The sequence below is a fragment of the Flavihumibacter fluminis genome (assembly GCF_021491375.1).
In the GTDB taxonomy this organism is placed as follows: domain Bacteria; phylum Bacteroidota; class Bacteroidia; order Chitinophagales; family Chitinophagaceae; genus Flavihumibacter; species Flavihumibacter fluminis.
Map to the genome: position 1 here is coordinate 175,943 of NZ_JAKEVY010000005.1, position 13,440 is coordinate 189,382.

The 13,440-nt window shown below is 42.3% G+C and carries 5 protein-coding genes and 1 pseudogene; 5 read left to right on the forward strand and 1 reads right to left on the reverse strand.

Annotated elements, in window-relative coordinates:
• The first annotated feature begins 3 nt into the window (after positions 1–3).
• The 3 genes and pseudogenes from L0U88_RS18385 to L0U88_RS21220 all read left to right on the forward strand — a co-directional run bounded on the left by L0U88_RS18385 (position 4) and on the right by L0U88_RS21220 (position 3,890).
• Positions 4–1,359, forward strand: a complete 1,356-nt coding sequence (locus tag L0U88_RS18385) for a sulfatase-like hydrolase/transferase (protein ID WP_234867937.1) — start codon at positions 4–6, stop codon at positions 1,357–1,359.
• Positions 1,360–1,508: 149 nt separating this feature from the next.
• A pseudogene (locus L0U88_RS18390) lies at positions 1,509–3,494 on the forward strand (glycoside hydrolase family 95 protein); the annotation flags it as partial.
• 12 nt (positions 3,495–3,506) lie between these two features.
• Positions 3,507–3,890: a glycoside hydrolase family 95-like protein gene (locus tag L0U88_RS21220; protein ID WP_434801964.1), complete on the forward strand. Its 384-nt coding sequence runs from the start codon at positions 3,507–3,509 to the stop codon at positions 3,888–3,890.
• Positions 3,891–3,895: 5 nt separating this feature from the next.
• Here the strand turns inward: L0U88_RS21220 and L0U88_RS18400 are convergent, their stop codons facing one another.
• The gene (locus L0U88_RS18400; RefSeq protein WP_234867942.1) at positions 3,896–7,999 is read right to left on the reverse strand and encodes a hybrid sensor histidine kinase/response regulator transcription factor; all 4,104 of its coding nucleotides are present in this window, start codon (positions 7,997–7,999) and stop codon (positions 3,896–3,898) included.
• Between the two features lie 484 nt (positions 8,000–8,483).
• Here L0U88_RS18400 and L0U88_RS18405 point away from each other — a divergent pair, with 484 nt between their 5' ends.
• Complete coding sequence (locus L0U88_RS18405; protein WP_234867944.1) at positions 8,484–11,591, forward strand: SusC/RagA family TonB-linked outer membrane protein; 3,108 nt, start codon at positions 8,484–8,486, stop codon at positions 11,589–11,591.
• 17 nt (positions 11,592–11,608) lie between these two features.
• The gene (locus tag L0U88_RS18410; protein WP_234867946.1) at positions 11,609–13,393 is read left to right on the forward strand and encodes a RagB/SusD family nutrient uptake outer membrane protein; all 1,785 of its coding nucleotides are present in this window, start codon (positions 11,609–11,611) and stop codon (positions 13,391–13,393) included.
• Positions 13,394–13,440 lie beyond the last annotated feature (47 nt).

Genomic DNA, 13,440 nt, shown 5'->3' on the forward strand with positions numbered 1-13,440 from the left:
AAGATGAACGTCAAGATTTTTAAGTGGATAGTGTTGGCAGCTTTTCTGTTTGAAATAAATGGAGAACTGGAAGCGCAATCAACCAAACCCAATGTAATAATAATCTATTCTGATGACCAGGGGTATTCTGATCTGAACTGTTATGGAGCCAAAGATTTACATACACCGCATATAGATAAACTGGCAAAGCGTGGGGTTCGCTTTACTGAGTTTTATGCAGCGGCACCAGTATGTTCTCCTTCGCGGGCGGCATTGTTGACCGGACTTGTTCCCCAACGTGCCGGATTGCCTGGTAACGCCTCCTCTACAGCAGGAGTGGCTGGTATGCCAACCGAACAATACACAATGGCTGAGTTATTTAAAGCAGGGGGGTACAAAACCGCTCATATTGGAAAATGGCATATTGGGTATACTCCGGAAACAATGCCCAATGGCCAGGGATTTGATCACTCCTTTGGATTTATGGGAGGATGTATTGATAATTATTCGCATTTTTTTTACTGGGATGGTCCCAATCGCCATGATCTGTGGAGAAACGGAGTTGAAATTCATGAACCAGGAAAATATTTTCAGGATTTGATGGTAGATGAAGCAGCCAACTTCATGCGGAATAATCGGAAGGATCCATTTTTCCTATATTTTGCCTTGAATACACCACATTATCCTTTACAGGGGGATACCAAATGGCTGGAGTACTATAAAAATCTCCCTTCTCCCCGAAGAGAATATGCAGCCTTTGTTTCTGCCATGGATGAGCGGGTGGGGGCATTGCTGGCAAAACTGGATGAATTTGGAATGACAGAAAACACCATCGTGATATTTCAATCTGATCATGGTTATTCTGAAGAAATCAGAACATTTGGAGGAGGTGGAACTGCCATTGGAAAGCGGGGATCCAAGTTCAGTTTGTTTGAAGGGGGCATCAGAGTGCCGGCAATCATTAGCTGGCCAGGGCAGTTACCCATGAATGTCACAAGAGATCAGTTTGCTGCCAATGTCGATTGGTATCCAACACTGGCTGGTTATTGCGGGCTGGCACTACCTGATAAAAAATTAGATGGAAGGGATTTGCGTAAATTGATCGCATCGGAAACTGCAAAGTCGCCCCACGAGCTTTTTGTTTGGCAAAGTGGAGGCACAAAAGAGGCACCACAGTGGGCAGTAAGAAAAGGCGATTGGAAATTATTACATGCGCCTCTGCAATCGAATCCTGCGGAACTGGATGCAAATGGACTGATGCTGGTTAATCTTCAGTCAGATCCCGGGGAAAAAGTTAATCTGGCATCAAAATACCCTGCTAAGGTGCAGGAGTTAAGAGCGGCTTATCAGGAGTGGCTTATAAGAGTTGATGAAAAGTAGTTTGCAGGTAAATTAGAATTGCAATCGGTTGAAATTTTCTGCCTACATTTAATTACCAGCAGGGAGGGAGCCATATGAACCGACTATTTTTGATTCTTTTTTCATTTCTTTTTTTTAGTGCGGCAGGCCAAAAAAAAGAATCTTTAAAATTGTGGTACCAGCAACCAGCCGGGCAAATATGGGAAAATGCGCTGCCGGTGGGAAATGGTTTTTTGGGCGCTATGATTTACGGGAATGTTGAGGAAGAGCTGATTACACTAAATGAACATACTGTGTGGAGTGGAAGTCCGAACCGGAATGATAATTCGGCAGCAATGAATGCATTGGCCAGTGTCCGGGAGTTGATATTTGAGGGGAAACAAAAAGAAGCTGAAAAAATCGCCAATGAACAAATAATTACGAAAAAATCGCACGGACAATTTTTTGCACCGGTAGGTACGATGCATCTTGATATGAAGGGCCAGCACCAATACAGTAATTATTACCGGGAACTGGATATAGATAACGCAATAGCAAGTACCATCTATGAATCAAATGGTGTTTCGTATAAAAGAGAGGTATTTGCATCTCTTGCAGATCGTGTTCTTGTCATTCGGCTTACTGCGGATAAAGCAAAAATGCTCAGTTTTACAGCACGGTATTCTACACCTCAACCAAGGGCTGCAGTAGTTGTTGAAAATGGCTTGCTTATATTAAAAGGTACTACACCAGATCATGAAACCGTTCCGGGGAAAGTCAGATTTTATACGATTGCACAGATTAAAACTACAGGTGGAAATATCGTTAACACTGATTCAAGCATTCAGGTGCAGCAGGCTGATGCAGCTGAAATTTATATCTCCATCGCAACCAATTTTAATTCGTATAAAGATCTGGGTGGTGATGAAGTAGCAAGAAGTATATTCTGGCTTAATAAAGCTGTCAAAAAATCGTACAGTGTTTTAAAAAAGGAACATATTCATCAATACCAGCAGTATTTTAACCGGGTGCAATTTGACCTTGGGGTGAGTACGGCTAATAATGAACCAACGGATGAACGATTGCGCAAATTCAGAAACAGGAACGATCCGCAGCTGGTTAGTTTGTATTATCAGTATGGAAGGTATTTATTGATTTCTTCTTCTCAGCCAGGTGGTGAGCCGGCCAATTTGCAAGGAATTTGGAATCACCGGATGTATCCTCCATGGGACAGCAAGTATACAATCAATATCAATGCTGAAATGAATTACTGGCCGGCCGAGAAAACAAATCTTTCGGAATTGCATGAACCCTTCCTGCGAATGGTCAGGGAACTTTCTGAAACGGGCAGGGAAACTGCTAAAACCATGTATGGAGCAAGGGGATGGGTAGCCCACCACAACACGGATATATGGAGGATTACAGGGCCTATTGATGGTGCTTTCTGGGGGATGTGGGTGGCTGGTGGCGCCTGGACCAGTCAGCATTTATGGGAGCATTTTTTATACACTGGTGACCTCAAATTTCTGGCTACGGCTTATCCTGTTTTAAAAGAAGCGAGCCGTTTTTATATGGATTTTCTTATTCCGCATCCGAATGAAAAATACCTGGTGATCAACCCTGGTAGTTCTCCCGAAAATGCACCTGCTGCTCATGGTGGATCCTCTTTGGATGCAGGCACAACGATGGATAATCAGCTTGCGTTTGATCTATTCAGCAGTACTATCAGGGCTGCAGAATGGTTAAAAACGGATCGGGCATTTACTGATTCCTTAAAATATTTGAGAGGCCAGTTATCGCCTATGCGAATTGGTCGGTTCGGTCAGCTCCAGGAATGGATGGAAGACATAGATGATCCGAATGACCACCACCGGCATATATCTCATTTATACGGATTGTATCCATCCAACCAAATTTCACCGTATTGAAATCCCAGCTTGTTTCAGGCAGCCAGGGTAAGTCTGGAACACAGGGGGGATGTTTCAACGGGCTGGAGTATGGGATGGAAAATCAACTGGTGGGCCAGATTGCAGGATGGTGACCGTGCTTTGCAATTACTCAGAAATCAACTATCACCGGTTGGTTCCAATGGTGAAGGAGGTGGTAGTTATGACAATCTTTTTGACGCACACCCGCCTTTCCAGATTGATGGAAACTTTGGTTGTACCTCAGGTATTACTGAGATGCTGATGCAATCAGCTGATGGGGCGGTGCATATGCTGCCTGCTTTACCAAAAGAGTGGGCGGATGGATATATTACCGGAATTAAAGCAAGGGGTGGATTTGAAATCAAAGAAGTAAGCTGGAAAGACGGAAAAATTAAGCAACTGGTGATACTGTCGCATTTGGGAGGTAACCTGCGATTGCGGGTACATCAGCCACTTCAATTTTATTCGGGAAAAAAGATTGAGAAGAGTTCCGGAATCAATCCCAATCCATTTTATGTTATTGAATCAATTCCGGAACCCCTGGCAGGGAAGAATTTAGCAGGGGGTAAGACAGCTCTTAAAGAAATTATAGAATACGATGTAATGACTGAAATGAACAAGGTTTATACGTTCATCAGCCAGTAGATTGTTTAATTCACATTTTCTTTTCTCGTTTTTATCATGTATTCGGATGGAAGTAAATTGTATTTTGCTTTAAAGGATTTTGCAAAATAATTAGGGGTTGAAAACCCGACTGAATAAGCAATTTCTGCAACATTCATATCTGATTTTTCAAGTAATACGGCGGCTTTTTCAAGTTTGATCGAACGGATGAATTCAACGGGAGTTTGTCCGGTTAATTCCAGCAGTTTATTATAAAGTGAACTTCTGCTCATGCCTACATGCCTGCTCAACTCTTCTACCGAAAGTTGGGAATTATTCAAATTTTCATCCAGGTACTTTAAAATCGTATGCAATAATTTTTCATCGGCCGACTGAATTTCAATTTCTGGAGTCAGGGCTTTAATTTGTTTTGAATAGGTTGTTTTTAAGGTATCGTTGAGCAGCAACAGGTTTTTAATTTTTGCATTTAAAAGCTCAAAATTGAAAGGCTTGGTGATATAATCGCTGGCACCTGTTTTTAATCCGTTAAGCTGGTCATCTTCACCCGTTAATGCTGTTAGCAGGATGATTGGAATATGCATGGTTCTTTTGTCTGATTTGATTTTCTGGCAGAATTGAATTCCATCCATTTCAGGCATACTAATATCACTAACGATAAGTTGGGGATGATGCGTCAGGGTTTTTTGCCATCCTTCCTTGCCATTGGTTGCTTCGAAAACCTTATAATGCAAACGAAGATTGTCTTTTAAATAAAACCGAAAATCATCGTTGTCTTCTACTAAAAGAATAGAGGGTAGCGGTCCGGTTACAGTATTGCTTACCGGATTAACAACCTCCTGCATTAATTTACCCGGTACTGAATAGTTTGCTTCTGCCAGTTTGCCTTCCTGTTCTGGCTCCTCCAGCAGGGTGAGCGGAAGTAAAATTCTGAAAGTAGTTCCTTTGTCCGGAGTACTTTCCAATTCAATATCGCCACCATGCATTTTTACAAATTCCCTTGTAATAGATAATCCGATTCCAGTCCCCTGGTTTAAGATGGAGGCAGGTGACTGATGTTGAAAAAACAAGTCATAAATGCGGGATTGCTGTTCCTGCGGAATTCCGATTCCGGTATCTGCAATTGTAATTTCGACCCAGGTTTGTTCTGCGGTAGTGCGTTTTGCCCAGTTCAGAGACATGTGCACGGAGCCACCTTTGTTAGTAAACTTAAACGCGTTAGAAAGAATATTGAATAATATTCTTTCTAATTTATCATGATCAAAACTGGTGTGCAGTTTCTCTATTAAACTGGTGTAGCTGAAACCGATTTTTTTTCTTTCTGCCAGGTCAACAAATGCCTGACTGATTTCCTTCATGAATGGAACTAGGTCACCTTCCGTTGGCAGGAGTTTTAATTCGTGTTCTTCCATTTTCCGGAAATCAAGTAGCTGGTTTACAAGATTTAGTAAGCGTTTTGCATTATGTTTTACTAATAGCAATTGTTTGGAATCATTCCCATGTTCCCGCAGAAGTAAACTTTCAACCGGACCCAGGATCAATGAAATGGGAGTTCTGAATTCATGACTAAGATTGGTCAGAAATTTTATTTTTAATCGGTCTAGTTCACGAACCCGTTCTACCTCACGGCGTTCCTGTTCAATTTTTAACTGTTCCTGCTCGCGCGCAAATTTCTTTTTCCATTTTTGCAGTGATAAATAGCGGATGTATAGTAATATTCCAAGTGTAAGTAATGCATAAAAAATATAAGCATAAGTGGTTCTCCAGAAAGGCGGATGTACAATTACACGGATGGAATTTCCTGCTTCATTCCATAACCCATCATTATTGCTTGCCTTTATTCGGAATACATAATTCCCAGGATCCAGATTGGTATACGAGGCACTTGTTTTGTTACCAACCTCGTTCCAGTCTTTTTCAAAACCTTCCAGTTTATAAGCATATTTATTCTGTAATGGAGCAGTATAAGTCAGTCCAATATATTCCAGTGTAAAATTTTGTTTGAAATCCAGGTTGATTTCTTTTGCAACCGAAATGTGATCAGTAACAGGTCCATCTTTGGATGCCTGAACGCTTTGGTTTCCGATTTTCAAATCTGTGAGGGTAACAATCGGAATATTATTGTTTTTTATCAGTTTTTCCGGATTAAAATAATTAAAACCTTCTTTCCCGCCGAAATACAAGTCTCCATTTCTAAGCTTAATTCCAGCACCCCGAACAAAGTTATTTTCCTGTAATCCATTGTGCGATCCATAATTATTTATGTTGTTCGTTTTCGGATCTATGCTGCTGATTCCATTATTCGTGCTTACCCATATCAACCCGGTTTCGTCTTCCAGTAAAGTATAAGCCATACTATTGGCCAGGCCGTTATTTTCAGCATATGTTTGAAATGATTTTTTTTCTTTTGAGAACCTGACAACCCCTGAGCCAAAAGTTCCCATCCATAAATCCCCCTTATTATCTTTTAGAATGCATTGTATTTTATCGTTTGGCAAATTGCTATTGCTGCTTTTGTAGACATTGAATTCATTTTGTTTCTCGTTAAAACAAGCTACTCCTCCACCGTGTGTAGCTATCCATATATTTCCGTCGGCATCTTCCACAATATCTCTGATATAACCATTAATTGGAAGCAAACTATCGTTAGGCTGTTTGGGGGAAGGAGTATAGCGACGAATCACCTTGAAATCTGAATTTAGTACATTGATTCCCTGGCCATTCATTCCCAGCCAGATCTCTCCGTTTTTCATTGGACTCACCACAAATACCTCATTGGCATTCAGCATGGAAGAGTTATTTCCAGCTTTAATGCGTCTTATGCTTTTTCCGGCTGGATTCATCACAAGAAGTCCATCCCCATACGTTCCAATTAAGATGGTTCCATTCGAGAGTTTTTTAAGCGTTAATACATCAATTTCAGTGTTGGAGGTCCCACGTTCTGAGGGAATCAGAACCTGTTTGAATATTTTCGTTTTGGGATCAAACAAACTCAATCCTCCCCCTTCCGTACCAACAAATACGTTACCATCTGAATCCTCCGCAAAAGCTTTGACAATTGGGTCATTTAGTCCATAGTTATCAAATGGATTACTCTGGACATAATTAAAGAGATTCAGATTGCTGTCAAATTTATTGATACCACCCCCAACCGTACCAATCCAGTAAATCCCCTGGTTATCAATAAAAATACTTCGTACCTGTTTGGCAGAAAGGCTGTGCAGATTTCGCTGATTTTGTCTGAAACTATTGGTTCTTCCTGTTCTTAAATCCATGATTTCAAGTCCTTCAGATGTACCTATCCATAAATGTTGACCATCGTCTGCGAGCGCATTTACCGAATGGGAAGCAATTTTTGAAAAAGACTGATTTGTAGGATTGTAACGAAATAAGCCATGACTTGTTCCAACCCAAAGTGTACCGGATTTATCTTCTCTTATTGCATTGATTGTTTCGTCTGATTGGGTAGCCATAGGATCCGCCAATTTTGTGAAGTATTTTACTGTTTTGGTAACCGGATTGTAGAGATGTAATCCTTTACCTGAACCAATCCAGATAATATGCCGGCTGTCTTCAAACAGACAGGTTGGAGGGGTTTGGATAGAAGAGATGCCGGATGAAGGATTAATTTCCAGGTCCCGTGTTGAACCTGTTGCCGGATCCAATAAAGTTATACCATCGAAATGGGCAACCCAGATCATTCCTTTTGAATCGCTGATGACACTTCTGATTACATTGTTCTGGATCGCATCTTTTTTTCTAACTGCCGGATAATGCTGAAACTTATCAGTCCTGCGGTCGTATTTACTTAAGGAACCGCCACTGGTACCAATCCATAAATTCCCTTGCGGATCTTCGTGTAGACTCAAAATTTCATTTGCCATTAAAGTACCTTCTCTCGTTTCATTTCGCCGGTAAATGGTAAAGTTGGTACCATCGAAACGGGCCAATCCATCTTCCGTGCCTGCCCAAAGCCAACCCGATCGGTCCTTCAATAACACATTCACGGAATTTGATGATAGTCCGTCTTTCGTCGTAATTGCTATAAGGTTAATCTGATTGGGTTGAGCCTGCCCCTGGTAGAAAAAGACCGGCACCAATACAAACATGAGTAGTCCCAAAATTCTATTCATACAGCAGAAGGCATTCGTTCAAAATCAGCTTCTTAGATGATGCTGGAGGAATTTAAACATTTGTTCCATGAGTTTCGACAAATGTGCTATGGTTCATTTTTCCTTGCTAATATCTTCACGATCATTAATAGTCTAACGAAACAGTCATGGTCTAATTCCTAACAAATAAAAACAATAAAATGTAAAAACGACATTTAAATTAAAACCTGATTATTGGGTGAACTGAAATAACTGCTAATAACCAAATACGATTTACATGCTGCCATTTCCAAAGCTATTCTTCAGTCCAATTAAAATCCGGGATCCCCGGAATCATGTCTCCTCCACAGCCGTCCGGCCTACCGGCAAGGACTCTTGACTCATCCAAAAGCTGTTCAACACGTCTGAATTGCTGATCAAAAAAAAGATTTCATAAATCATTATGAAAAAACAAATAAAAAGACGATTATTGCAATCGATTGCAAAAACCAAAATTCTAACGATTATGAAAGTACTAACGATTCTGCTTGTGGCGCTGAGCCTAATAGCAGTGCCAGTTTTTGCCCAAAGTCCGGTTACCGGGCGCATCACAGACGGGCAGGGGAGACCCATCCCCCAGGCTTCTGTGGTTATCAAGGGCACAGGTAACGGGGTTAGCAGCAACGATAATGGTGAATTTTCCATCGTTGCCCCCGCTAATGGAACCCTGGTTATCTCTTCTGTCGGTTACCCTACTAAAGAGTTGGCTATCAATGGAAAAACTCAGTTTTCAATTACCCTGGAAGCAGGTGCTGATGATCTAAATCAGGTAATTGTAGTGGGTTATGGAACACAGCGAAAAAGAGATGTTACGGGTTCAACAGTTTCAGTAAAAGGAGAAACATTGAATGAAATAAAAGCTCCGAATATTTTCAATCAGTTGCAAGGCCGGGCTGCTGGGGTGGATATTGTGAATAACAGCACCCAAATTGGAGCCGCCGGACAGATACGTATCCGTGGTAACCGTTCCATTACAGGGAATAATAATCCATTAATTGTGGTGGATGGAATGGTATACGGTGGTAGTGTAAATGATATTAACCCGGATAATATTGCCAATGTGGACATTTTAAAAGATGCCTCCGCAACTGCCATTTATGGTTCACGGGGTTCAAATGGTGTAATAATCATTACCACCAAAAGAGGTACCTCGGGTAAGGCAACCACTACCTACAATGGGTATGCGGGTATGTCTAAGGCCATTGATACATGGCGTGTATTCAATGCGCAGGAATACGCCCAGTTTAAGGAGGATGCCCGCCAGGGACAGCCAGCTTTCCAAACCAACCCCAATGTGATTAGTCCGTATGCGCTTACACCAATTGAAGTTTCCAACCTCGAGGAAGGTGTAAATACAGACTGGCAGGATCTGCTGCTGACCACCGGTTTAAGGACCGGGCACGACATCAGTGTTCGTGGCGGTACTGATAAAACCCAGTATTTCTTTGGATTGGGTTATTACCGAGAAACTGGTATCGTTCATGATCAGTCACTCGATCGCCCTTCTTTCAGTGTCAACATTGATCATAAAATGAGCAACAAGCTGAAAATAGGGTTCACCAGCTTTAATACCATGTTTTATTCCAATCGGGTAGGGACCAATGCATTTGGTACTGCAACACGGATCGGCCCGATTTACAAGCCCTACAATGAAGATGGGACACTAAATCTTCAGCCGACTGTTCAACAAGGGGTTGATAATAATACATTCAACCCGCTTACAGCTATTGGCAACAATGACCTCATTAAAGCGAGAAGCCGCCGATTTCAATTCCAGCACAATGTGTATGGTGAGTGGCAAATTCTGAAAGAACTGAAATTCAGAACTACTTTTGGATTTAGCTGGTCCCAGACCTTCAACAGTAATTATAATGGTCCGGGTACCATCTTTAATACCAATACCAATACTGCAGGATCCAACCTGAGTCAGTCAAATGCTGAAGGCTGGCAGTATACGATTAATAATTCGCTTGAATACAATAAACTGTTTGCAGACAAACACAAAGTCCAGGCGCTTGTTTTGCAAGAAGTTCAGAAGAACAGTTTCCAGTCGCAGGGCTGGACAGGTCAGGGAGTTCCTGCCAACTATATTGAGGACTACAATTTCCAACTGGTTAATTCTATCAATCCCCAGGCTGGCCAGTACAGTGAATCCGGCATCATCGGGTACATGGCACGGATTAACTATGCATTTGATGACAAATACCTGTTGACTGCAACCTTCCGGGCTGATGGAGCTTCGGTATTGGCGAAAGGTAATCAATGGGTAACCTATCCTGCGCTTTCACTTGGTTGGAATATTGACCGCGAAGGCTTCATGCAAAACCAGGATATTTTCAGTAACCTGAAACTACGTGCGGGTTGGGGTATCAGTTCAAACGCGGGTATCAATCCTTATACTACCCTGGGAAGTTTGAGTACCGGTTTCTATAACTATGGACAGGGTACAACACCACTTGTGAATTTTGTAAACGGTTATACTATTAATACAATTCCCAACCCTAATCTCACCTGGGAAAAAACAAGAGGTATCAACTTCGGACTTGATTTCGGATTGTTGAACAATCGGTTGACCGGTACAATTGAATATTATAATACCAGCACAACAGATATCCTGCTGAGTAAGAGCCTGCCACGTAGCCAGGGAGCCAACTCTATTCTAACCAATGTGGGTGAAACTGCCACCAATGGTATGGAATTCAGTTTAAGCAGTTATAATATTCAGGCTAAAAAACCAGGTGGTTTTACCTGGAGAACAGATGTAAATGCATTTTTCAATCGTGAAAAAATTGTTGCCCTTCAACAGGGATTACAGCAGGATATTGCGAATGGCTGGTTTGTTGGTCAGCCGATGACAGTGATTTATGATGTTCGGAAAATCGGTATCTGGCAATTAGGAGAGGAAGCAGAAGCTGCACAATACGGGCAGGCTCCTGGTGATATAAAGTTGGAAGATGTTAATAAAAATAACGCAATTGGACCGGAAGACCGCCAGATCATTGGTGATTTTCAACCCAACCTGGTAGCAGGTTTAACCAATAGTTTCAGCTTTAAAGGATTTGATCTGAACGTAGTAATGTTTGGAAGATTTGGTCAAACTGTAGCAGCTACCTATTTGTCTGCTGATGGAGGTGCTGCAGGTTATCCCTTCTTCCTGAACAGCCGTGTCAATCAGCACAAAATCAACTATTGGACACCAACCAATCCAACCAACGACTTTCCTCAGCCTGATGCAAGCCGTGATGCTCAATTGTATACTTCCACATTAACCTACAGAGATGGTTCTTTCATCAAAATCAGGACTATTGATCTTGGCTATACATTCAAAAAGGCAATGTTAGAAAAGCTGAAGATGCAATCTTTACGGGTGTATGTATCTGCTCAGAATCCGTTCATTTTATGGGCGCCGCTGGTTCGCGATGGATTGGGAATTGATCCGGAAGGAAACGGCACTGGTAATGCTGTCAACTCCAATGCAGGTGGTGGATCTCCTGTTCAAACCAGGGCCATTACTGTGGGTATGGGTGTTCCGCCAAGTCGGTTATTCATTTTTGGCGTAAACCTGAATTTCTAACCGAAAAAAATCAAACGATGCGTATAAAAATAATTAACTACAGTTTAGTTCTTGCCCTGATTTCAGTTATTGCGGCAGGATGTAGCAAGGTGTTGGATGAACAGCCCAGAGCGGGAATTGATCCATCCTATTTCCGCACCCCGGAAGGTATCCAGGGTGGTATTGCAGGTATTTATTCTTCCTTCCGCGGTCATTGGGGTACACAAATTTTCACGCAGCTTTTTAATGCAGGTAGTGATGAATTTCAGAAAGGAGCGGCAGCGGATGTGCAGCATTGGTACACTTTCAATAATGCGCAGATCAGGACAGAAGCAAACAACTATGCCGGTTTTTGGAATTCCATGTTCATTAATATCAATACAGCGAATGGTGTGCTCGAATATGGGGCTGCGGCCAATATGCCGGAAGCAACCAAGACCCAGGTATTGGCACAGGCCAAATTTTTACGTGCTTTCTGCTATTTCTACCTGGTAACTACTTTCGGCGATGTTCCATTGCACATTGACTTTAATACAGAAGAATCCACGGCAGATTCACGCACTCCGGAAGGAGAAGTATATGCACAGATCATTAAAGATTTAACAGAAGCCGCGCAGGATTTGCCTAGCCTCCCTGCGCCTGGAACAGGCAAACCAGCTACCAAGGCAACTGCTTTGTTTCTGCTTTCCAAAACTTATTTATGGAGAGGCTGGTCATCTGCTGCACAGTCTGGTGATTTCAACAGTGCGTACACCATTGCAAAAGACCTGATTGATAACAAGGCTCAGTACGGTTTAGACCTAATGCCTTATTTCCCTTCTGTGTTTGAGGAAGGAAATGAGTACAGTCCGGAAGTGCTGATGGTGATTGATCGTACCAAGGATCTTAAATTTGGCCAGAATTCAAATCCGGGAACTTTTGCCTCCAATCCTCAGGAGAACAAATCGAATTTCTTCTTTCGCCCCAACTATCCTGCGATTAATGCCAACTATCCGGCAGGTGGTGGAGCCAATCTTACCGTGCGTGATGTAAACAATGGAAGACCTTTCCAGCGGATTCGTCCCAATACCCGATATGTTATTGATGTGGCATTCGCTAACCGGGAAACAGATTCCCGTTATGATGGTACCTTCCAAACAGTATGGTTATCGAATAGTTCTCCTATGTCAGCAGTTGGTTCACCTGGTGCTACTACTCCGCGTGGTCAGTTGATCAATGGTGTCGATACATCTATCTGGATGGCTGACAGAGTTGTGACCAGCCAGGAAAGAGCCAATTTTAAAGGAGTTATTTTTGAACCGGAGCATCTGCCAGGTGCCACTGTCCGGTACACAGCCAGTTATTATCCAAATCTTCGGAAATGGGATGATTCTACAAGGGCCGATATGAATGATTACTCAGATCGCCCATTCATACTCTTCCGATTTGCAGAAGTATATCTGATAGCAGCTGAGGCAGCTATTCAGGGAGGTGCAACTCCACAGGATGCTGCTGCCATGATAAATGTATTGAGGACAAGAGCTGCACTTAAACCGAATCAAACGCCGGCTGAATACAATGCTGCAGTTGCTGCTCAGCAAGTGAGTGCAGCTGACATGACGATTGATTTTCTACTTGATGAACGCAGCCGGGAACTTTTTGGTGAGTATACCAGGTGGTGGGACCTGGCGCGTACAAGAAGGCTTGTACAACGTGTAAAAGCCTACAACCCTGAAGGTGCGGATGGAGTACAGGAGCATCATCGATTGAGACCGATACCCCAGGAACAAATTGACCTTGTAACAGAAGGTCCTGCATTCCCGCAAAATCCTGGTTATGAATAGTTAGTAAGAGGCTGAAAAGCATATGGCTTGGTTATCCATATTCTGGA